The 22,517-nt window shown below is 42.3% G+C and carries 16 protein-coding genes and 2 pseudogenes; 2 read left to right on the top strand and 16 right to left on the bottom strand.

Features of this window, described 5'->3' with window-relative positions; genetic code table 11:
* Nucleotides 1–169 precede the first annotated feature (169 nt).
* The 6 genes and pseudogenes from F0475_RS05425 to F0475_RS05400 all read right to left on the bottom strand — a co-directional run bounded on the left by F0475_RS05425 (nucleotide 170) and on the right by F0475_RS05400 (nucleotide 5,496).
* Nucleotides 170–1,228: a relaxase/mobilization nuclease domain-containing protein gene (locus F0475_RS05425; protein WP_155715818.1), complete on the bottom strand. Its 1,059-nt coding sequence runs from the start codon at nucleotides 1,226–1,228 to the stop codon at nucleotides 170–172.
* On the bottom strand, nucleotides 1,212–1,643 hold the full coding sequence (locus F0475_RS05420) for a plasmid mobilization protein (RefSeq protein WP_155715817.1): 432 nt from the start codon (nucleotides 1,641–1,643) through the stop codon (nucleotides 1,212–1,214). The genes F0475_RS05425 and F0475_RS05420 overlap by 17 nt, the downstream gene beginning before the upstream one ends.
* A 361-nt stretch (nucleotides 1,644–2,004) precedes the next feature.
* Nucleotides 2,005–2,460, bottom strand: coding sequence for a DUF3408 domain-containing protein (locus F0475_RS05415; protein WP_155715816.1), 456 nt, complete (start codon nucleotides 2,458–2,460; stop codon nucleotides 2,005–2,007).
* A 4-nt stretch (nucleotides 2,461–2,464) separates the two neighbouring features.
* Nucleotides 2,465–3,445: a toprim domain-containing protein gene (locus tag F0475_RS05410; protein WP_155715815.1), complete on the bottom strand. Its 981-nt coding sequence runs from the start codon at nucleotides 3,443–3,445 to the stop codon at nucleotides 2,465–2,467.
* A gap of 218 nt (nucleotides 3,446–3,663) precedes the next feature.
* Nucleotides 3,664–4,939 (bottom strand): annotated as a pseudogene (locus tag F0475_RS05405) (VapE domain-containing protein).
* Nucleotides 4,940–5,313: 374 nt separating this feature from the next.
* Nucleotides 5,314–5,496, bottom strand: coding sequence for a hypothetical protein (locus tag F0475_RS05400; RefSeq protein ID WP_155715813.1), 183 nt, complete (start codon nucleotides 5,494–5,496; stop codon nucleotides 5,314–5,316).
* Between the two features lie 73 nt (nucleotides 5,497–5,569).
* On the opposite strand from F0475_RS05400, the gene F0475_RS05395 reads away from it, so the two are divergent.
* Nucleotides 5,570–5,854, top strand: coding sequence for a helix-turn-helix domain-containing protein (locus F0475_RS05395; protein ID WP_155715812.1), 285 nt, complete (start codon nucleotides 5,570–5,572; stop codon nucleotides 5,852–5,854).
* 3 nt (nucleotides 5,855–5,857) lie between these two features.
* Nucleotides 5,858–6,148, top strand: coding sequence for a helix-turn-helix domain-containing protein (locus tag F0475_RS05390; protein WP_155715811.1), 291 nt, complete (start codon nucleotides 5,858–5,860; stop codon nucleotides 6,146–6,148).
* Nucleotides 6,149–6,291: 143 nt separating this feature from the next.
* Here F0475_RS05390 and F0475_RS05385 read toward each other — a convergent pair.
* The 10 genes and pseudogenes from F0475_RS05385 to F0475_RS05340 all read right to left on the bottom strand — a co-directional run bounded on the left by F0475_RS05385 (nucleotide 6,292) and on the right by F0475_RS05340 (nucleotide 22,517).
* Nucleotides 6,292–6,843 (bottom strand): annotated as a pseudogene (locus F0475_RS05385) (exonuclease domain-containing protein).
* 2 nt (nucleotides 6,844–6,845) lie between these two features.
* Complete coding sequence (locus F0475_RS05380) at nucleotides 6,846–7,088, bottom strand: hypothetical protein (protein WP_155715810.1); 243 nt, start codon at nucleotides 7,086–7,088, stop codon at nucleotides 6,846–6,848.
* Between the two features lie 159 nt (nucleotides 7,089–7,247).
* On the bottom strand, nucleotides 7,248–7,901 hold the full coding sequence (locus F0475_RS05375) for a hypothetical protein (protein WP_155715809.1): 654 nt from the start codon (nucleotides 7,899–7,901) through the stop codon (nucleotides 7,248–7,250).
* Between the two features lie 8 nt (nucleotides 7,902–7,909).
* Nucleotides 7,910–8,455, bottom strand: coding sequence for a hypothetical protein (locus tag F0475_RS05370; protein ID WP_036921374.1), 546 nt, complete (start codon nucleotides 8,453–8,455; stop codon nucleotides 7,910–7,912).
* Entirely contained in the window at nucleotides 8,455–9,144 is a 690-nt protein-coding gene (locus F0475_RS05365) for a PP2C family protein-serine/threonine phosphatase (protein ID WP_155715808.1), read from the bottom strand. Before F0475_RS05365 ends, F0475_RS05370 begins: the two co-directional genes overlap by 1 nt.
* Nucleotides 9,145–9,146: 2 nt before the next feature.
* The gene (gene mads8 / locus F0475_RS05360) at nucleotides 9,147–14,684 is read right to left on the bottom strand and encodes a methylation-associated defense system ATP-binding protein MAD8 (protein ID WP_155715807.1); all 5,538 of its coding nucleotides are present in this window, start codon (nucleotides 14,682–14,684) and stop codon (nucleotides 9,147–9,149) included.
* A gap of 3 nt (nucleotides 14,685–14,687) precedes the next feature.
* Entirely contained in the window at nucleotides 14,688–16,244 is a 1,557-nt protein-coding gene (gene mads7 / locus F0475_RS05355; protein ID WP_036921368.1) for a methylation-associated defense system protein MAD7, read from the bottom strand.
* Between the two features lies 1 nt (nucleotide 16,245).
* Complete coding sequence (gene mads6, locus F0475_RS05350) at nucleotides 16,246–20,388, bottom strand: methylation-associated defense system protein kinase MAD6 (RefSeq protein ID WP_036921365.1); 4,143 nt, start codon at nucleotides 20,386–20,388, stop codon at nucleotides 16,246–16,248.
* A gap of 13 nt (nucleotides 20,389–20,401) precedes the next feature.
* Nucleotides 20,402–20,569 (bottom strand): CpXC domain-containing protein, encoded by a 168-nt coding sequence (locus F0475_RS05345; protein ID WP_081722904.1) that lies wholly within the window; start codon nucleotides 20,567–20,569, stop codon nucleotides 20,402–20,404.
* A 265-nt stretch (nucleotides 20,570–20,834) separates the two neighbouring features.
* Nucleotides 20,835–22,517 carry an RNA-binding domain-containing protein gene (locus tag F0475_RS05340; RefSeq protein WP_155715806.1) on the bottom strand — a complete coding sequence of 561 codons (1,683 nt, stop codon included), beginning with the start codon at nucleotides 22,515–22,517 and terminating at the stop codon, nucleotides 20,835–20,837.

The following is a 22,517-nucleotide window of genomic DNA, read 5'->3' as shown; positions in this document are numbered from 1 at the left end:
AAACTGAATAGGTAACGATTTGGAAACGAGCGAGCTACTTGGCTTTGCTGTTTTCTGCCTAACAAAGAACGCTTGTTATTCTGTCTGCAAAGATAATACTTTGTTACCGAATAACAAGCGTTTATGCTAAGAAATTCTTTGTTTTGCGTTTTTTGTAAACTCGTGTGGCTTATAGTTTTCTCCCTCGTTTCTTACTGTTCGCTTGGTATCTGAGCTTGCGCTGCCATGCTGCTTCGGCATAATCATCGCCCTGTGCGGTTGGTGTAATCATCCCACCTAAGCCTTCCAACACTTCATCGACTACGCTCATGGCAGTATCAGCCACTGCGTCAATGGGACTTTGCATTTGTGGGATGTCATTGTCTCGTGAGATAGAGGAACGGCTTTTGGGTACAAGTTGATAACCTGTATCAGGCTGTTCGTTCTTTTCTATCGGTTCCTGTATCGTTTGGTGTGGTCTTTTTAATGCTTCTTTGTTAGTTGGTTCAAAGTTCTTCTTCAGGGAACGGTAGCCGAATTCCCTGCCAATTTCCGACGCCTTGAAAGATTGTCCTCCGTATGAGAACTTCAAGCCATAGACCTTTCCCTGCTTGTTCTTCACGCGCTCTATGGTAATGCCGTTCTTGTTTAATTTGTAGAGGAACATGGAATGTCCCGTGATGCCTGTACATTTGTATTTATCAAGCAGGGTATAGCATATTCTTTGCAGTTCTTTCTTTGCTTCCTCCCTTGTGGGATTGGCTTTTGACTTTTGGTATTTCCTTTCCGCCTTGACCTCCTTTGCGATAGTCAAGCCTTTCTCCCTGCTGATGTCCTCCGCCACCCTCGCTGCCCTGTTGCTCACAAAAGTGGTGTCATATACTTCTCCACACAGACTGATGCGGTTGGCAATGATATGAATGTGTCTGTTGTCGGTGTCCTTGTGCGTTACCGCCACCCATTGGTGGTTGTCAAGTCCCATTCGCTTGGCAAACAGATGGGCTATTCCCATAAGCTCGGATACAGGCAGTCTTTTCTCGTCCTGCGGTGCGATGCCTATTTCGATACGGAGAAACTTGTTCCTGCAACGGCTGTTATAGTCGCTGACCACTTTCATTTCCTCGTAGATAGTCTTTGGCTCCCTACTGCAAAGGTTGTGGAAGGCAAGCCGACTGCCAAGTTTACCCTCTCTGAAAATATAGTCTAAAGCCGTGCTGCCATGCGCTATTGCCTTACATTTTCCTATCATTTCTTGTTAGATTTAATACCTTATATACCTCATCGTCCACATGAAAATGAGGGTCGTAAAATCGCTTAAATGCCTCTTTGGCACATAGCGAAAGGTTCTGTGTAATATGTACCCATCTCTCATCTTTTACTTTGATGAGGTTAGAAATCTGCCCGTAGAACCTTCCTGTATGCTGAAGTATGGCAATGGCTTCCCTTTCATTTTCGGTCATCTTGGGAACGGCTGCCACCTCTCCATTTAGGAGTATCTCACGGCAGTAATCTGAGAACTTACGTCCCGCACTTTCTGCCTTTGACTTAATACGCTGCTTTTCTTCTAAGGTGCATCTTACCTTGATGAACTCTGTCTTGTTCATCTTCTGCTCTTCCTTATTCTGTTGCTGCCATCGGGCAATCTTTTTATTATATCTATTCATATAAGTTTCCTTGAAAGTTAATCATTGCAGATGATTCGTTGTTGCTTAATTCCCGAACACTGACCGATGAGAACGGAGTGATTACGGTCTAATCTCCCCGACGGTCCGACGAGGGGAGCAAGAGCAGTTTGTGGGTACAAACTGACGTCTTGCAATATCAGTTAAAATGTCGATAACACCTAAAAGCGTTGCTCCTACCGAAAGTGGATGCACGACATTCCGTGTTTAACAGCGTTCGTAGTATTCCCACCGTTCAGGCATTGGACTAATAATATGGTGTTATTTCTTTTGGGGAAGGGGCGAGGGTTTCAAGGAAAAGGGATGACCTTTTTGTGGAAAACTCTCGACTGTTTTTTCGTTCTTATAACTTTCTCCATTTCTCGATGTCTTCCCCATACTCATCCAAATGGCTGCGCACGATGTTCTCCACGAAGCTCGAAAGATTGCTGCCTCTGTCGCCCAATCTTCGCACGATGAAGTCGGCACGTTCTTGTGTCTCCCTGCTCAGATAGACAGCTTTCCTACTCACCAATTTGGTTGGAACAAGATAAGCTTGCTTGTATGCTTCGAGCGTTTCCTTTCTCATCTTGGCACTGATGCGTCTTTGAACGGCTGTATTCTCTGTGTGCTGTGATGGTTCAGAAATCTCTGCTATCACTTCTGATACGCTTTGCGGACTGTCATATTTCTGTTTCTGTACGCTTGATACTTGTTCTTTTTCTTGGACAATAGTTTCCGCTTTTGAAGTGGACTTGTCATCTTCTACACCCAAAAGCCATGAAAAATCTTTGTCTGCTGTATTTGTATTCTTTTTCATATCTCTATTTCATTTTATGTTTAACTTGTTTGACCTTTATGGAATTGGTTTGTGTTTGTGGCATCTTCAGTGATTGCCCTTTCTGCTGTTTACGCACCCTGTGGACATGGTACTCGTTGAGGTCTTTGAAGCTCCTGTAATGCACGGACATATCCTCTACCTTGAAACCAGCCTTTGCGAAATCCTCCGTAGTCCTGTGTCCTGCCTCGTCATTATCAAGGAAGGCACGGATGGAGAAAACATTTGCATCATGGAGATAGCGAATACTCCTTGCCACATTGCTTACGGAGTTCATCACAAGACAGTGGTGGATAACTTCTTCTTTCATTGAAAGGAAAGATAGAAAGTCCATAAACCCCTCGAATATACAAACAGGCTCAACTCTGTCCGCAAATATCGGAGTAATATCCTTTGGTGCTATTGTGCCCTTGAATATTCCATTATCTCGAAGCTCATAGCCTCCCGATTGATTGGCAAAGCCGATGGCTTGATAGTGCAGCCCTCTTACCTCATGGCTGATACAACGCAGAAAGGGCATAGTTTTTTCTAAGTTGATGCAGCGGTCTTCCTCAAGATACTTTAACAAGTGTGGAGGTAAGGTGTCTGATATTTCTATCAGTCTCCTTACTCCACTTGTAGACACTGCTTGCCTGATACTTTCTTGCTTGGAAGTGCCTTGAACACTTTCTCTACGAGGAACGTGCGTTATATCGGGAGCATTCTGCCCCAAAATGCGGATGGCTTCCGACAGTGTGCAGCCCTCTAACCTCATACAAAGGTCGATAATACTTCCGCCTCTGCCTTCGGCATAGTCTATCCAAAGGTTCTTCTCTGTATCCACCTTGAAGCTCGGATGCGTTTCTTCACGGAGCGGTGAGCGGTAGAGGGCATAGGCTGGTGTCCTGCGCACTGGTTTGATACCTTTCCTTTCAAGGTACTCCACAATAGAGTATCGCTTGATGCGTGATAAATCTTCTTCTTTCATTCTTATTATAATTATTGGTTGAAAATTTAATTATTCTGATTTTAATATCGGATTATATTATGATTATGCTGATAGGGCAAACTTCATTGATGCTTTTTCGTTTCCTAAAGTTTTTCCACAGTAAACTTTTTCTTCTTTCTTCTTACTACATACTATTTTGTGATAAGTGGTTGATTATCAGTATCGAATTGTGGTATATAATAATACTACTCATACTACTACATCAGGCTACTACAACTGTTAAGCAGGGGGGCATGGCAGAATTTTCCTAATCTTATACACATAGACAGGACTACAACCTTCACGCCTCTTGCTTACCTTTTCAAAGCCAGCCCTTTTGAGTGCTTCGCCCATACGTTTGAGTGTCAAAGGCTGATGGGTATAGATGCCTAAGTAGGCGAGTATTTCAGTAGTGGTCATATAAGCACAATGAGGATTGTCCTCTGTTGGCTTTTCAAAACAGCGTAATAGTAGTTCCATTTCTGCGGTCTGTACTTGGAACTCCTCACTCTCTTTGTAGAGTTCTGCTATTTCTTCATCGTTAAACCAATATCGAAAACCTGCGGTTAGTAAGGCCTTCGCTTCGGTATAGACGGCATCCATAGAAATAGCTTTTACTCGTTCAATGTCAATGGCAAGTACCTCAAAGGGCAGGAAGCGTCTGCAGCCTGTCGGGTCGGTCAAGAAGTCATTGCCGTTTACTGATGCTACGAAACTCGCCAAGTGGGGATGTTCTTCCACATACTTGTCGTAATGCATACGGTATTTAACCATAGGACAGGTAATAAGGTTCTTGAGTTCATTCTCATCACGCTTGTTGAGGGCTTTCAGTTGGTCGTCAATGTTTACGATAAGGTTCTGACCGATATAAGTAAGTGTGTCCTTCTCCTGCGGATATATTTTTCCTGTGTAGCTGTAACCTTTAAGTGCGGGCGGACAAAGCAAATCAAGAAAGGTAGTCTTGAACTTTCCTTGTTCCCCTGTTAGTACAAGACAGGTATGGTTACGGCATTCACGGTTGTCCATAGCGTTGGCAACCACTGCCACAAGCCATTTGGTAAGGTACGGCAGCCACTTCTCGGAGTTACGGACGATAACGCACGATGCAAGATTGGCGATGTCGCATTGGTTTATCTCTATCTTGTACAGCACTTCTGAAGCATCAACCGTTGGCAAAGCCTTGAAATACTCCTGTATGGGATTGATACGGGGAGAAAAGCTGCTTTCAATGATGGAATAGAGATTATCAGCGGAAGTAATAATACCTTCCTCGCTATCAAGTTCCCTGCGAAAGGTATTGATGTCATAACGGCTGACCTTACTATACACATTGGCATATTTGGGAGAAAACTCTGATCTGCCAAGTACAGTGTTGAACCTGAAGTCATAATGGGTGGAGAGGTAACTTTCTATCTCCTTGTTTTTGGAAGTTTGCCTACTATGCTTCGGCTTATCTTCTGTGCGTATATTGCTATTGTCTGCGCATTTCTTCATAATCGTCCTAAAATGATTTCTGAAAGTGAAGTTAAGGAAGATAATTCTGATAGCCAAGCATTCTCGGTGTGCTTGCATAATGTTGCATAGACTTGCTATAAAATTCCTCGTGGAAAATCATCAAACATCTTAGTTTTTAGTGGATTAAATGGAGAAATCAAAGGATAAAAGGAAATGATACAAATACCAATAATTGATTGGCTTTGTAACAAACCACATTCAAATGCGGTATTCTGCACATTTGGGTAGTGAGCTATAAGTAAAGGAATAACAAAGAACGGATAAGGCGAAAATAACTACCTATTTAAACAAAAAGCAATCCACAAAAAGATGTAAGCAAAAATTAAGAGCTTATCTCTATGTTCTCTGAAATCTTAGAACAAGGCAGAATACTTATGTCGAATGGTAGGTCGTACCTTTATAGCTATTGGCTGTGAAAGAAGAAAAGTGGGCGTACCAGCGTTGATAACGACAAGGAATAAGGAAAAGAATTTCATCGTATTTCCTTTGTTTTCCCTGCTGTTCCTTAGTGCTTTGAGCATAAGGAAACTATCCATACTTTTGCATCGTGCTGGAGCGCAAAAGGCTGCAACACAAGAAAACAGTAACAACAAACAAAACAATAGAAGTATGGGGTATTTAATAATTACAGACCAGAACTGGCAGAAACTAAGAGACGAGATATTAAGTCTTGCCGACTGCTGCCACAAGGCATTTGGAGAGAAGTGTAAGCACACAGATTGGCTGCACAATGGTGATGTGTGCCAGCTGCTTAACATCAGTAAGCGCACATTGCAGCATTACCGAGATACGGGCGTACTGCCCTTCTCACAGATTGGGCACAAGTGTTATTATAAACGTGAGGACGTGGAGAAGCTGCTCCTTGCGAAGACGGATAAAACTAAAAAGCAATAGAATATGGAAACAGCAAGAGATTTGAATTTCGGCTCCGATGAAATGCAGGTGGTGATTACTGCGCTGCATGACGTGGGCAGAAGAATAAGGGAAGTGGCAGAGACGCACAAGCCATTGTTTGGCGGTGAGCATTTTCTCACAGGTAAGGAGGTGTGCGAACGATTATATATCAGTCCTCGAACATTGCAAGATTATAGAGATAAGGGGATTATACCTTATACGCAATTTGCGGGAAAGATACTATATAAGGTTTCGGACTTGGAGAGGTTACTGGAAGAGTATTACAAGGTATAACAATAAAAACGCCTAACTAAGCATAGCCTGTTAGGTGTTTTTTTGCTTTAATCTTTCCTAAGATTCTTATAATATATTCACTTCTGTTTATAAAGTATATAAATCCAACTTTTTGAAAGTAAGAGCCAATTTGTCAAAGTATATTATAACTTTCCAGTACAAAAATTCAAATCGCTAACATCTGCAAAATTGCCATCTTTTATCTCTTGCAAAAATAGCCGAGCACACATTTCGGCATCATCGTCAGCACGGTAGTGTATACCATACGATATAGAAAAATGGTCGCAAAGATAGTCGAGCGTATTACAACCGAAATCATAGATGTGTCGGGCAGCACGGAGCGAACAGTAATAATCAATGTCAGGACAGGGTAGATGGTGTAGTTGTAGGGTATGGCGAATACAGCTCATATCAAAGGCTGCATTGTGGACTACTAGTACTGGACAATCCCTGAGATACGTTGTTATTTCCTCCCATACCTTTGGAAATGTAGGTGCTTAGGCTGTGTCTTGAGGATGTATGCCATGTATCTGTATATTCCAATAGCTATACCTGTCATCTTCGGGACGCACCAACCACGACTTGGTTTCAACCACCTTTCCTCCTTTTGCCACACATATACCTGCTTCACAGATAGATGAACGTTTGGCTGTAGCGGTTTCAAAGTCGATAGCTATAAAGTTTATATTGTTCATTTTTATTTCTTATAATGTGACAGTTGTCTATCCCCTCTAGGGCCATCTGGAGAGAATGCTACAATATGAGCAATTTGAGCAGACATACAATCTTCTGTTGTAATTTCATCCTCGTATAGTACGCAATTACAGCCTCTGAACTCGCACCTTCCTGCCAATTTTGCCCAAAGCCTAGCATAAGCTGCATCTTTTAATTTTTTACGAGGGTTGGAGACCTCCTGAACTGATATTTTTTTCTTTGTCATTATCCCAAAAACATTTTATCTGGCTTCAACATAATGACATAGATGTCAGTAGTATTAGACAGAATTATTATACATTATTAAATACAAATACCGTGCCATTGCTATGATAAAAATCAGATATACATCACTTTAAACCTATAAATCTATAATTTTACATAGTTAAGCCTTTTGTATCATCAAAACATCTTCAATCGATACAAAGACCTCTCTGCCATAACGGCTTTCCTGGTGGTTGTAAGTGTTGAATTTTGCGCCATTGTCAATATCAATATCCAGTACATTATTCCAGTATTGACCTTCTTGAAGAGGATACCCCGGATCAAGGCAGAAGAGACGCAAATATGCCTTATGTTCTTCGTAGCCAATCACCGTTATGGCATGACCACCTTTTCGTTTCCAAGAAAAGCCAAGTTCTATTGGTGAATGTTCGTCTAACGAGGATTTGATAATAGCATATAATTCTTGCTTCTTTGCATTTTCAGTAGAATACCATGCGGTGGACACGCACTTTTTGAAGGCGTGCAACAATTCCGTATTCAAGACTTCTAACTCGTAACCTTCTCTGACCAATCCTTTGGCGTTATTCAAGAATGTGTCCACTAAACGACCTTTAGAACTACGGCCATCATGTTTTTTGTCCAAATCTGTAACATCTAATCGTTTTATCGAGCGGTTGATTATTAAGCACATCATCAGACTATAAACAGCACAAGCTCCATCCATATCACCCTGATGAAGGTGAATGAGGTCTTTAGTTCCTGTGGCGACAAGACCATTGGACGTAAGGGAAACCTTATCGATTATATGTATCATAAGCCAAATCACATAAGTTCGACGGCTGTCAGCTCACTACTGGTTTTATAATTGCCAATCAAGTCACCTCGAAAAACTTTTCCAGCCTCCAGTCTTTTACCTTTCTCAATCTTGTGAATATAGAGGAGGTCATTGGGTTGAAGGCTACTGTTTACAGCTTCAATTACCATCAATGCCTTTTTTTCTTTATGCTCAACGACTTTAAATTTGACTGTTCGATCCATGTACTTTACAAGTACCTCGGAGTCCAACTCTAATTCATGGATGTACACGGCGGAATCTTGGAATCCCCAAATACTATCTACGGAACGAGCCAAAAGATAATCATCCCATGTCGAGAAACCCAAGTATAAGGCTATGGTGTTAAGCGTATAAGAGTTGGTACGATGGTCGTCATCGATATAACCCATTAATCGTTTGAGAGTAGTTACACCGATGGAACGCTGCGTTACGTCCAATATCAACTTGGCTAGCATGTCAAAATCCTTTGCCTGATCAAAGAGCAAACCAGATTTATCTTTTAGGTCGTCAATTACTATATTGCTTAATATCATTATACTGTTACTTTTATGAATGAATAATTATCATCCATGTCGCGAGCCATATCATCCAGACACTTCAGATTTACCTTGTCGCATGAAACTGCGTATTCTTCAACAGGGAGCTGCTTATGAAATCCATCAGAACATAAAAGAAACGTATCTCCTTCTGCAATAGATAGGACTTCAATAGGAATCTCTTCCTTAATTTCATCACCCATGATGGCACGAGTTACAATCGCTGAATACTTCGCATAGATAGAAGAAGTAATGGCCATTTTGTTTGAGAGTTGCTGAACAATAGAATGGTCTGTTGTGCAGAAATCCATTTTGCTCTTGCTAAATTTATACACTCTACTATCACCAAGCCATGTTATGTATGCATAGGTACCTTTAATAAAAAGCACCGCAATGACAGTTCCCATTTTTTTACCACCAATTTCCATCCGTTTAATCATAAGGACATCATTAGCAAACACTATTGATTCCCTCAAAAGATTTTCAGGAGTATAATTGGTAGTATTCTGCTCCACATACTCCACAATACTTTCAGCCACAGTTTGTGAGGCTATCTCACCATGTGAGTAGCCCCCCATACCGTCAGCTAATACAAATATTGCAGAGTCTGCAGACAGTGAACGATGGATTACATAATCCTGGTTCACTGTTCTACTTCCTCTATTTGAATATTCTATTATGTTCATTCTTATTTTACAGCTTGTATAGTATCTCCACCGTGTTTGGTTACACGAGGACGAATGCTAATCTTTATCGGACGCTGAGTAATCGCTTTATCAGTCGCTTTGTTAGCCCATAGGTAGGCTTCACCCGAGCCCAATGCAGCCATTTCAGTAGCTGTCAGCGTTTGAAGTGGAGTTATAGCCTTTTGAACATGCTTCACCCATGCAGGTGAACTAAAGCGGTGCATCACTACCATCGAACTAAGTTCGATGATTTCTGTAGGCAAACTCATTGGATCCTGACTGGCTATCATGATTGAAACGCCCTTATGACGCATTTCACGAATCGCCGTAGTAATAGAATCTACTAGTTCCTTGTTGTTCATATACTTATGAGCTTCATCAAATACAATAAACTTATTGAATGCCTTACCATCCACAGTCATCACACTTGAGAATATATTGAGCATGACAACAAATAAGCCTAATGCTTCCTCTTTTTCGATAAACTCATCACGCAAGTCAACGATGATAAGTCTGCCCGGGCGAAGGTACTGCTGCAGCTTACAACCATCAGTAATATACTCTTCAGCAAAGTCCAATTTGGTATTGGCCAATGCTCTTTGAGAAGTAGAAAGGTGGTCACTATTAGCAACGCCAGAACGTATGTTGGCCAGTGACATATTGTGACGACAAGCCTTCATAATCTGTTTCAGTTCTTTGATATAAGCAGAATCATTGCCCATCGCAGCTAAGAGGAACAACCAGTCACGAACCGATAATTCGCCTGAATCAAAGCCAATTGAATGAACTTCCAAATCAGGATATTGAGCTTTGCGCAATTCGACCTGAGCTTCAGGAGCAAGAAGGACTACATCTTTTACTGAATTGGGCTCAGCACCGTATTCAGCTTTCAACTTGGCCAACTGCCCTGCTTCATCATTAGGATATACCATTGATGTGAACTCAGGCGCATAATCCATACTTTCACTGAAATGGAATATCACACCTGCCATGGGTGCTGGCAACTTGTTCACGTTAGAGAACTGTTTGAGCACCATTTCTGTTACAGAACCAATCGTATAGCTCTTTCCTGCGCCTTGCACACCAAAGAGGCTGATGGTATTGCACTCATTGAGGTCCATACCAATAACACGACCATTGGATACCATCTTGCCCAGAACACCGAATTGAGGCGATTCGCTATTCTTACCAATGATAACATCCACTACAGGTTCTTTGTAGTTTGGATCAACCTCCGGAACAACGACTTCATCGTCATGAGATAGTTGCGACGGTATATCCTCTACAGGAGTATCTGTCACAGGAACATCTTTCTCCGGCTTTTCTTCCTTGGTCGGTTCTGTTTCCGAAGGCTGTTCTTCAGCTTCTGGAGTGACTGCAGGAGGCGTTTGAGGTTGCTCAACGTCCTCTTTAGGTTTATCGAATACCACAGAATCGTTATGTTCCTTCTTCTCAGATTTTACTGATTCAGCTGGATCATTATCCACCTTTTTAGGCACAATAACTTCATAGTCTGAATCATCAGTCGGAGCAACCACTGTAACAGACTTAACTGGCGATTCTTGAGTTGGGCTTGTTTGCTCGGCAGGAACGAAAGTGGGTTCGAAGAAGTTCACGAACTCATTGTCCTGAGCCTCCAATACCTGTGTTTTCAAGTTGCTATTCTCATCAAGAATTTGCTCGATAACAGGATTGCCCATCGTATAAATCACCGTATCACCATAGAAATCTTTCTTTTGGCGCTCAGCCTGCATAAAGTCGAAGATTACGCCAAGACGCTTAAATCGAATAGTATAGCCTTCGGAGAGTTTACTCAAGAACACCTTGTACTCATGAGCCTTGTCCGGATTTAGCTGGCCATATCTCAGTGAACGGTTAATATAGAACTCCAAGAGAGACTTCAACTCAAGCACTTTCAGCTCTCGATCAAGTCTATCATTGCCATCCACTGCAATCTCGAAGTGAGAACGCAGGGCGAAGATGGTATTCTCAATTTGATTTACAATCTTTTGATGAAGTTCGTCTGCTTGGTAATAAGCATTTCTGCATTTAATCTCAACCACATTGAAAAGGATTTCCTTACGGCTAGTATCAATCTTAACCACCAAGTTGTCGGCTCGGTCTTGCTTATCACTATCCAAATCGACAAATAGTTCCTTATGAAGGTCAATAGGAATCATGAAGGATTCTGTTGTGATGCCCTTCTTCTCCAAAAAACGCTTCGTCAACGTGGTACCAATCACCTCAAAGCCTTTTCTCGACGTTGTATTCACCTGCATGATGAGTGAACTACTAATTGAACGAACATCCTCAAGAATCTGCTTGAAATTCTTCTTGTCCTCAATGTTGATGCCATACTGCTTGAACAGAGGAACCATCAGTGCTGCGATTTCACTAGTAGGTTTCGTCGTCAAGTAAGATGAGATACCAGTAGCTTCGTCGTTAGGCACATAATCCAACAGATATGGAACGTCAGAATCGCCAAGACAAGGAAGGTCATAGAACTCAGGTCCCATATTCTTGTCAAACGTAACCACCCAGTCGCTGCTATCATGAATGAATGACAAGAGCATCATATCATTCTCCTTCAATCGCAACGTTGTGGCTGGCACAGACTCTTCAATGGTTGAAGACAACATCTTACCAATCACTTCCTGCAAGCGAGCAAACAAACTAACTTCAAGGTTGGCAGACTCTGAAACAGGATTAGGTAAGCTCTTGTTAGAATAGTATCTATTCCACACAAAGGTTTTACCCACAGGCTTTGCTTCTACAATATCTCTGCAGATAGTGCCATTCAAGAAGAAAGAACGGCTTAGTTCGCTTGGACGAGCAGGCTCCGTGTTCACAACAAACGGATTCACTAAGAAAGAAAGATGAGCCTGATAGTTATCATGCTTGTTGATAAAATCGCTTGTCTTATTCAAGGAGAAGCGAAGTTTAGGGAACAAGCGATTAGCAGAAGCTTGTGAGAAAACCTCTGCATCGTTTGCAACTGCTGATTCAGGGTCGAGCAAATCCTTGAATGCTTCACCAGATTGCAACATATTCTCATCGGTAAACAGTCTGATTTCATAAGCCAATTCATGACCAATACCAATCTTCTCCAGTCTAACCAACGCCTCTGCAAACGTAGCCGCATCACCTGCATTAAACAGGTTGATAACCAACTTATCAGTATAAGGGTGAGAAACGCTGTAATTAAAAAGATGGCGTACCACCAAATCCAAGTTCACATCGCTATCAATACGCTTTTCTCTTGCTACATTCAGCAACATCGAAACGTATGACTTCAACTGACGACTACCTGAAGAGAATGCCTCCTCTGACTGCGTAGGTTGTGCATAAGCACCCCAACCAAAGGTAAGTTCACCAATGTACTGATATGCTTCCTTTAGAGGGTCATCGCTAAGCACTATCGGTGCCACGTTCATTGGTATTTGCCCTTGGAAAAGCTTATCCAGTTTACGATACCAGGCTTTTCTATACTTAGGTACTTCAATTGTACGATCTTCCCAATCTTGATAAAGTTCGTACAGATTCACCATCCAAGCTAAACGCAGCGGATGTAAAGGACTTACCAACTTAATTTGGTTCTTGCTGCCGTCAGGCATTTCTACGGATAAGAGAACCGTATCGATGTTCTGCAGCTTAACCACATCGTCTGTATTTAAATCCTTCTCCAATTCCTCATTGAGCCAAGTATTGTACTCAGCAAGATAGGCTTTAATCAGACCCAAATTGGTTGTGAAGTCCAAAGTGCTTGTTAAGCCACTTTCGTCCTCGGCCGATTCTCTAATGATAGCAAAGAGGTCTTCTCTTAAAGCAATTAATTCATTGGGAATATTGACATCTGAGGCAGGCACAAACAGCGGTTCACGATTAGCCGTATCGTTCGGATTCATCAAATAAGCATCTGTTGGATTTCCGCCTAACAGTGCCTCGACATGACCAAACACATTGGCATTCTTCAAGAAAGTAGATTCCAACTGAATTAACTTCTTTGACAGCTGTATCTGATAGGCGTAAGCAGCACCAAAGTCAAAATGATAGGTATTATTCAAGTTACCATCCACCCACAGATTACGGTCAACACCATCTGTAGGAATATCCAAGTCTTCATTCTTTGCCAAATGGGCCGAACGATATAGAATAATAGCTTGTGTAAAGCTATTTACCTTAGCTCGTTTATCAATTTGACCTTCGGGCACATCACCATCGTTTACAATGGTGAATACAGCAGATTCGTTGCAATATGCCACGTGGTGTTCCAAACGATATTGTTCCATTTGGAGGTTCGGGTTCTTTTCCTTTGCCTCTTCCCAAGCTGCTTGTACGAGGTCTTCTTTGAACTCTTTCTTCTGTTCAAGTACAATGCCATTCTCATCAAGCGCACGAACACGCAGCAAGTAATCACCTTCATCAAACATGCCATCTGCAATGTTCACAGACATCTTACGTGACGCACGCTTATTCGTGCCAACTTTGGCTTTCTTTATAACACCAACTTCTGAAAAATCGCTGATGTCAACCAGTGCTATTTCAAAAGAAACAATCGCAGGATTATCCTTTGGAGCAGGATCAATAGTAATGGTAAAAGATACCTTCGACTTCTTCTCGGTAATGATGTTTAACACAAAATTGCCTTCGTCGTCTCTAACCAATTCTTTCTTCGAATCCTTACCCGTGTTTAAGTCAACCATTACCTTTACTGGGCCTGAAGACCCAGTTTCAAGCCATGGAATATTGGCATAGTTAAACTCTGGATGATTGCGCAGAATAGATTCAAACAAAGAATTAGCATCTTCTACAGAATCATCAGAGGTAAGAAAGCTCATAAGGGCACGTTGAATTGTTCCTCTCTCAATAGGAAGAGAAGAAATGCGATCAGCTGCAGTCAAAGAAAAATCAGAGATAATAACTGAAGCCTTTTCTTTGTTCAGCATGAAACGTCTGCGCACAGCATTCTCATCCCTGAGAAGCGCCATGTCAGGCCACATGCCAAACACAAATAATCCATTACCCCATGCTTCATCTGAGAACTGGTTTAGTTCCAAATAAAGTATGTACGAGATTACATCATTCTTGTAGGCATGAACCTCGTCTCTAAGCAGTTCAAATATCTGTGCCCAGCTATATTTCTTTTCCTCCGGAATCTCGTCAATCAACTTTAGAATGAAGGAATCCTGTAGGTCTGATGCTGACAAATTTTGGAACGTAGCGTCACCATAAGAGTCTTCTGCTGACGTTCTGCTATTGGTCGGTACCAAGATGAGCACTGCCTTTGTGGGGTCATTTCTCAATTCAATAAGCTTGGTTGCATGGATAAATTCCTCTCCCTTTTCTTCTTCAGAGAGAATGAACACCGACAAATCCTTATTGATGGGGCGCAACAAAGGAAGCAGAACACGAAGTTCTTTCAGCGCGAGGCCTGTAATCTTCATACAATGCCCCGGACGAACTTGCTTCAACTTTGGTGAATACGTTTCAACAACATGTTGTATGAAACGGTCGTAATATAGAGTTCTTATTTCTTCCATTGTTTACATTTTATAGCGTGGGCGAATCTTCTGTAGGATGCAAGCGTCACTCATATCGGTATAGAAACCAATCTGACGTAGTTTATCCTTAAAAGCTTCAACATTTTTACGGAATGCTTCATTCATTTCCACATCCGCATTGACAAAACGCTTCTCGTTTACACCATTGATGATTAAGCCATACCGGTCACGAATTTCACTGATTAATTCGTCAATCGATAAAGAACGAGTTTCGTAACCACCAGTAGGCTTTTCCTTTAACACAAGGAGCTGCACCAATGTCTCTAAGAGCTTCGAGCCGAGTGCACCACGTCGTGGATGGCGGCGTGAGCGACTATCAGCCAAAAGCATAGATGAAGAGTTCTTCATTGCCACTGCATCAAGAAACTCATGTAAGTAGCGATACTGATAGTTACCCAAGTTTGATTTTTCTAATACATGAACCAACATATCGAAGTAGTCATCTTCAGGAAACAGCTCAAGCATTTCTCTGAAGTCTTCTTTATCAAACTCTTTCTCATCCGAGTTGGGAAGATCCTTCCGGATTCCATTCAAAACGGATTCATAGAAACCATCTGACTTATTGTTCTCTTCTTTCAGTATTCTCAGCGCTTCGTCAATAGAGCATGGTTTTCTGTCTTGAATGATGTCAGCCATGTAGGTAGAACGAATGTATTTGCCAATGCCATTCTGCATCCTTTCTACATCTTTACAGGCGTATGCAGAAACAATGCTGTCCAAATCGTCAGTCACATCAACGAGCATCGACCAGTCGTCTTCTACTTGACGTGAACCTGCATCCACCATCTTCGGAAGCAAGTAAATCAGTTTCATTGCATACAAAGCCAAATGAAAACCACAAAGGATTCTCAGATAGTCAATGAATACGGCTCTTGGGAGCTTATCCTTGTAAAGAAGCAACCGACGAATATCGTCATTGAACAACGTAGCCTGGTCACGGAGGAACGGCTGTGGAATAGCCTCTGCCACTTTATTTAATGTCTTACGCTCACGCAAAGGCTTGGTGATATAAAGAATACCTGTAGTATCTACATCCAGATCTTCACTTGATACGATTTCTCCCGTCTGCTTATCCCAACCCTTACTAAGGTAGCGTACCAATCCATGCATTACTTCCGGATTGCTTCGCAACATGAGATAAAGTTGATCTGAGGCACGGTAGTCACGACAGAATTTACTGTTCTGAACACGAAAACTTAGCAAATGAAGCGGCTTTAATGTTGAGACATGCTCTTTCACCACGTTGCCGCGATTCACCAACTCCAATAGCGAACTGCGGAGCCAGTCTTCCACGCCATCAGGGTTGTCGCTTACGCCATGCATCACACCTTGATTTTCCAAGGTCGCCAAGTTCTCTTTTAGTATGTCAATGGTATATTCTTTACGGAAAGCCATTGATACCGGAGCACCGTCAGCATACATCTTAATAAAAAGATTGGTCAGCACACGGTCTAGCTTTACCGACTTAACATCGACATAGAATATTTCCTTATTCAGGAAGGCCTGTACGCCTGTTCCTTTCTTTAGTTTTAATATCATATCATTGCACGTTAAGAGGTTCAATTACTATATGCTTTTGACCATCCAATCGTATAGCAGTGAACTTGCGATTATTCTTTGTCACAAGTATCTCCGAATACGTTTTTGCCTCCAGCAAATTCTTAAATATCTGAAGTTCTATGAAGCGACCACGCAAGTCGTTCACAGAAGGGCTAAAGCCTGCGTGAATGTATTCCAGCATTTCATACAAGTCGAGACTTACCGTCAGTTGGATAAACTTATCCTTTTTATGGCGGAATATCAAACTGTCGCTTTCATACTCGATGTACTTTGTCAAGTATTCAGTCTTATTCACATAGAGCTCGAACTCATCCAATGAGAAACGACGGTAGCTCTTTGAAATGGGGTCTGCCACATTTGAACTTGCCAAAAGAAGATAACCCTTAGTTAGCATTTCATTAGAACAGCCCTCACTGGCAGAAATTGCACTCGCAAGGTCTTGCATAGTTTTGGTCAATTCCTTTGGATCTTCAAGGCGCAACTGCTTTTCAAAAGCACTGGCATATCGATAAGGTAATCTTCTTCTGAAATCAATGGCTCCTTCAAAATATTGATGACGCACGAACGACTTATGACGACTTGTAACAGCCATACGAACATCATCCGACTTCACTTCGTATGCAGGGATAATTTGATTGCAATCATTGAAATCCTTCAGCAAAGAGCGTGTACGGTCGCTGAAGATAATATAATCGTTCGGACGTTTCGTGCGATAGTACAAATCACGGTCGAATGCCGGTAAAGCCACACCTGCAACGTCTGTTTCACGAAGTAACTTTACCAAACGGTCGTTCGATTCCAGTGTCGGCAGCTCGAAGCATTCTACCTTGTTGGGGTCCGGGTATGTAACAGGCGCAGTCAGGTTGAAATAGTAATATTGCCAATAGTACTCAGGTACATTGTCGGCATTTACCAATTCAATCAGTGCCTTTACTTCCCCACACGAATAGTCGCGAGTCAACATCCACGCAATCATCGAGCGCAAGTCGCGCATGGTGATATGGAGTTCACGTTTATAAACGATGGTGCGCACCAACCATTCCAAACGGTTGATGACCTCATCACCAGCGCTGGTATCTTGGAAGGTGTCCACATTGTATTTGATAAAGCAACGGTCGGCCACAGGACAGTTTTGACACTTACCCCACAATTCAGGGCGTGTCAACTTCTTCATCTGTTGTGCCAACAAGCTCGGAGTCTTTGTTTCAGCATCGCGAGCTGTTACAGAGCGAAGGTTCAAGTTTATCACCATCAAACCCGGCAATAACTCAGCATGACCTTCTTTATAGAAGTACTCCTCGATGTTGTCCTGCAGCACACGCAATTCAGGACGCATTGACAAAAAGTCCACCAAGCGACCCTCGTTGATAGCAATCACACGTCCTTCTTGAGCTTGCGTATAATCATTCAGACCATAAAAAGGAGAAAGGAACTCAGCCAATACATCATCATTAGCTTTGTCGTCTTCATCCTGTGAACCATCATAATTTGACTCGAATCGAACACCAGAAATATAGAATTGCGAACCATTGTTCGTGTCAAATTGCTGCTTATCCACGCCCTTATCTTCTATGCGATGAATAAAGGCAGTCTTACCATCACCTGCATTACCAGTAATGATAATCAATTTGTACTTCAAAGCTTCAATATCGGCAATTAACTCTCTGTCCAAGCGAGTTTCAGAATAAGTTAACGTATCAAACGCATGTTGAGCTACGCCAGCACGTGTACCTCCATTGCCATGGCGGCTTTGGCTATATAATGAGTTAATGTAGTCCACAGGATTCCCAACATCTTCTCCATTGTGAGTAACAGAAATGACAGATGAATCCTTTTGCATACCATCCAATCCGATAGTGTTCAGTGCATCCAGCATCTCTTGTGCTGTTTTGAAACGATTATTCTTATCGGTAATGATCGACTTCATCACAAAATCAGCCATCTCATTGGATAGTTTATCATTATAGTTTCGAATATCAGTAGGCAACTTGTGAATGTTTGGACGCAAGTTTCCACCAGGCCATGGATAAGCATGGGCAAGCAGTTCGTAAAGCGTGATGCCAAGCGCGAATGTGTCGGCAGAGCAATCCCAGTCAATCTTATTGCCTGAAACGATAAGGTCAGGAGCCATATAAGGGAAGGTTCCTCCAAACGACTTATCATCTGTCGTAGCCGAAATATTGAAATCAATCAACTTGTACAGCTGGCGTTTGTGCCACATAATGTTGCTGGGCTTGATGTCGCGGTGGTACACAGGAGGCTCTTTGCTTTGCATATAGACCAAAGCATTAAGAATCTGTGTTGCCATCTTGAAAATTTCATCAGCAGGAAGGCGCAAATCACCCTTTGTGTATTCTTGAAGGTTTTCGCCATCAAGCAATTCCATCAAAGTAAAGAATAAACCACCGGGAACGGTTCTGTCGTTATGTTTGAACTCTACAATGTTGGGATGATGTAATTCTTTAAGCGCATTAAACTCATTGATGGCATTATCAATAGAGGCATCCTTCTCGAATATCTTGATGGCCAAGAACTGCTTCTGCATGTCGTGCCATACCTTAAATACTCGTCCAAAGCCACCACGTCCTAATATTTCATGAAGTGTCATGCTGGGAGAAACTTTCATACCAGGCTTCATATCCTTCAGGTACAACGCCTTCTCCGCATGTTGGGTCGAAGTCGTATGAGAAGTTGCAATCGTTTTATGTACTTCTTCATCAATCGCCGCATTGAGGAAGTCAAGCACTTCATCCGCTGTTTGCCAACGTTTATCTGCATCAGCCACAATCGTCTTCTTTACAAACTCATCCATCCATGCAGGTAGCTCTTTCAGCACATGGCTGGGTAGATGGTCTTCAGGAAGTTCACCACCCAAAGCGGTCATAAATGTCAAGACGCTATCAAAAGGTAATTTGCCCACCATCAGTTGGTAGAATACTACACCTAAAGAGTAGATGTCGCTGGCAGACGTTACATCGCCATCCAATAGTTCTGGAGCAGTGAAAGGAGACGACTGATCGCCCGCTGAATTTACTGAGAAACTCAAGTCGATATGCTCTACAAACCATGACATTCTAAAGTTAGCCAAGGCTGCTCTGCCGCCTTCATACACATAAATATTCTCAGGACACACATTACGATGATATACCTGCACCTTGTGGGCTGCCTTCAAAGCGTTCGCCACATCCATGATGATGCTAAGCTTATCGGTCTGCTTAAAAGTCTTTTGATTGAGCTTTGCACGCAGAGAACTCTCATCTTGATAGCGACTTATCTCATAGTAGTAAGTCTGCTCTTCGTTCATCTGGCACTTTGTATTGACAATATAAGGAGAGTCGCCAATCTTCTCCTGTGCCATATAAGCATTTTGCACAGACAGGTTGAGCTGCTGTAGTTCCTTCGGGCTCTTATCGGCTACATCCAGAGGATATTCGCGCACACGGTAACGAGCCGTAGCGATAAACTGCGGAACACAGAGGTACTCCGTAAACTCTTCCGTTTCTTGAAGTTTCTCTTCGATGGTATAGTTGAAAATGGTGGTGCGTTCTGCACGTCTTCTTTCCACAGATTCTCCTGTAAGGAAATCGGTAAGTTGCGCCATCAATGGCTGAATGCCGTTTTCCGAACGTGCCACGAGTTCATGGTTGGAGATAAAATCAACAAGCGCATCCCCAAGTGTGAACGTCTGCTTGTAAGTGTCACAAGTTGGATCCAAACCAAACTTTGATTGCTGAGGATGGCTCAACGTAACCAAAGTAATGATTTGGCCAAAGTTCCAGTCGGGATGTTGATTCTTAATTTTAGAAGCGAGGATGCGGCTCTTTAGTCCGGCTGTCTTATGTGGGTTTGCCACTTCTTGACCATTACGGAACCAAGCATAGTCGTCGCCTTCGAGATTTCCTGCCCAATCCTTATTTTCAATATGGTAGAGGGCATGAGGAGTCACCACAATACAGTCATACTCCCAATACTTCATGATACGGTTTGGTCCCGTAATGGCAATGTTGCAGTTGGGAATGATGAAATAATTGTTGGGCAACTTCACGGACAGATAATCGAGCAAACGCTGTTCACCGGCGTTTACAGGTCCATCATCATGAGGAGGTCTTTTGATTATTGCCATAAATATGCTGCTTTTATTTGTTATTATCAAGTATGTTCTTTAGTCTGCCAATGAGGCGGTCACTCAATATTTGTCTCCGAAGTTCGGGATCGAGGTCCACATTCACCGACTCCCAAAGGTCAAACTCACCTTTATGATGGCAGTGCGGACACTCTATTTGTTCTTTATGATACCTTGACATGGGCTATATGTTTTATATTAGTTGGAAGATCTTAAACAATCCGTTATCTTATCTCAGCAAATGACCAGCAAATAGAATCTACGTTATAAAGCATTGATACTCCATGTTAGCCCTAGTACATGGTGCACTTCAGCAAATGGCCAGCAAATAGAAATCGGAATATAACCGAATTATAACCGAATTATAACCGAATTATAACCGAATTTCAATGTAATATGCTTGATAATGAACTACTTTGCAAATTCATCCATGAATTATAGCCGAATTATAACCGCAGTTTAGTCAATCCTATTTCGGTTATTCTCCATGTTCTTCCTTCTATTTGAAGTAAGTCTGATACCCCCATCTTAGAGAGCAAACGCCCTAAATACCTTTTCTTTGAAGTAGCATTCATTGAAGCAGGAAGGTTCTTGTGTAAGGCTTCATAAACATCTGCCAACTTAAACCCTTCATTACCAGCATCCCTTGCTAATTGCAGAATGGTTTGCTCAAGCAGTTTTTCCTCAAGCCCCTTTTCCTTGGTGTAATGTCCAATTTGATGCGTCAACTTAGCGACAGTTAGCGAAATAATATAGTTGGGCGAACGTCCTTCTATGAGTCCTTTCTCCTTCAAATGCTTGATGGCATCTTTGGTGACAGGACGATGCTTTTGAATGGCATCCAACCAAACACATTCTTTTAGCGTCAAGTCTGTGTTTGTTTTCAGTAGAGAACTATACTTTTCATCAAGCATCTTACCGTAAATGGTCACGTCAACGCTACGCTTATTATTATCGATGTCATAGTCAGGCATTGGGAAATAGCGATTACGCTGTTCAGCAAAAATCTTTTTGATGCCACGTCCTACGGTATCAATCATGTTGAAGTTTACCATACCTGTGCAAAGACATTCATTACGATAATGGCGCTGAGGGCCTTTATGCTCTAACGCATTCTCGATAGTACCGGGAATGAAGCTGCCGCCATTGCCATAATACAGTTTGTCGTCGCCTTCCACAAACGAGATGCGTTCTTGAAGCGTATAGTCCTGGTGAGCAATACAATTGTGGAGAGCTTCGCGTATGGTATAGTCGTCATACTGCTTCATGGTGTCAGGAAAGAGCGTACCACCAGGCAATTCACGCATGGTTTTGTTACGTATCTTGGCCAAAACTTTATCCACGGTCAAAATAAAGGGAATCGTGAAGTGTTCGTAGTCAATCACAGTCTCATCTTTATTTTCCCATGTCCATGTAATCTGCGCCACAGCGGGATGTATCTTCTGGAGTGAGAGAGGTTTGCCAAGTAGCAAGATGGCAGCACGTGTGAGTTGTCCGTCACGCATTACGCCACTATTAGAGAGAAATTCGTCTACTGTCCAACCATCTATTTCTTCAGCAGGAATCGAAGATTTATGTACCTTCTTATACATGATACGAGCGGTAGCAATAGCCAACTCATCAAGATCATCTATCGTTGCGTTAGGCACCAATTGTGCTGTCCAATCAGGATTTGGTGGCTGTTGGCGTATCTCGTCTTGTTTGGCTTGGTTGAGTGGTTTCAAACTCTCACCATCACGTCCGTATGCAATGCCCTTCCACTTCATTACGATGTTGCGAGGTGTGGCAGGAACTTTGAAAAGGAGTACACGTTTGCCTTCCACCTCCAACGGAATAATCTCACGAAAGATTAATCCGTCCGTGGTGTGTTGCGACATATCTTGCTTTAATCTGTTAAGTGCCACTTCTCCATCTTTGAAGGAGGTACCAACAATCTCATGCTTCTTATCCCACACGCCAAATACAATCCAGCCAAACTCGCGTTCACGCAAGTTGGCTTCGTTGCTGAGAGCAGAAAAGTACTTGCCCAACTCATCTACATCGAAGTTGGTTTCAGCCTTCTTAAATTCTACCACCTCATTTTCGGCATGTTCCCATAGGCGAGTGAATATTTCTAAGTTTTCGTCCAT

This window comes from Prevotella vespertina, assembly GCF_009728485.1.
In the GTDB taxonomy this organism is placed as follows: Bacteria; Bacteroidota; Bacteroidia; order Bacteroidales; family Bacteroidaceae; genus Prevotella; species Prevotella vespertina.
This window is presented reverse-complemented; position numbering and strand designations above follow the sequence as displayed.

Bases quoted from the DNA above. Each gene is read 5' to 3' on its own strand.
- F0475_RS05425 (WP_155715818.1), bottom strand. From the start codon at position 1,228: ATGATAGGAAAATGTAAGGCAATAGCGCATGGCAGCACGGCTTTAGAC.
- F0475_RS05420 (WP_155715817.1), bottom strand. From the start codon at position 1,643: ATGAATAGATATAATAAAAAGATTGCCCGATGGCAGCAACAGAATAAG.
- F0475_RS05415 (WP_155715816.1), bottom strand. From the start codon at position 2,460: ATGAAAAAGAATACAAATACAGCAGACAAAGATTTTTCATGGCTTTTG.
- F0475_RS05410 (WP_155715815.1), bottom strand. From the start codon at position 3,445: ATGAAAGAAGAAGATTTATCACGCATCAAGCGATACTCTATTGTGGAG.
- F0475_RS05400 (WP_155715813.1), bottom strand. From the start codon at position 5,496: ATGGATAGTTTCCTTATGCTCAAAGCACTAAGGAACAGCAGGGAAAAC.
- F0475_RS05395 (WP_155715812.1), top strand. From the start codon at position 5,570: ATGGGGTATTTAATAATTACAGACCAGAACTGGCAGAAACTAAGAGAC.
- F0475_RS05390 (WP_155715811.1), top strand. From the start codon at position 5,858: ATGGAAACAGCAAGAGATTTGAATTTCGGCTCCGATGAAATGCAGGTG.
- F0475_RS05380 (WP_155715810.1), bottom strand. From the start codon at position 7,088: ATGACAAAGAAAAAAATATCAGTTCAGGAGGTCTCCAACCCTCGTAAA.
- F0475_RS05375 (WP_155715809.1), bottom strand. From the start codon at position 7,901: ATGATACATATAATCGATAAGGTTTCCCTTACGTCCAATGGTCTTGTC.
- F0475_RS05370 (WP_036921374.1), bottom strand. From the start codon at position 8,455: ATGATATTAAGCAATATAGTAATTGACGACCTAAAAGATAAATCTGGT.
- F0475_RS05365 (WP_155715808.1), bottom strand. From the start codon at position 9,144: ATGAACATAATAGAATATTCAAATAGAGGAAGTAGAACAGTGAACCAG.
- mads8 (WP_155715807.1), bottom strand. From the start codon at position 14,684: ATGGAAGAAATAAGAACTCTATATTACGACCGTTTCATACAACATGTT.
- mads7 (WP_036921368.1), bottom strand. From the start codon at position 16,244: ATGATATTAAAACTAAAGAAAGGAACAGGCGTACAGGCCTTCCTGAAT.
- mads6 (WP_036921365.1), bottom strand. From the start codon at position 20,388: ATGGCAATAATCAAAAGACCTCCTCATGATGATGGACCTGTAAACGCC.
- F0475_RS05345 (WP_081722904.1), bottom strand. From the start codon at position 20,569: ATGTCAAGGTATCATAAAGAACAAATAGAGTGTCCGCACTGCCATCAT.
- F0475_RS05340 (WP_155715806.1), bottom strand. From the start codon at position 22,517: ATGGACGAAAACTTAGAAATATTCACTCGCCTATGGGAACATGCCGAA.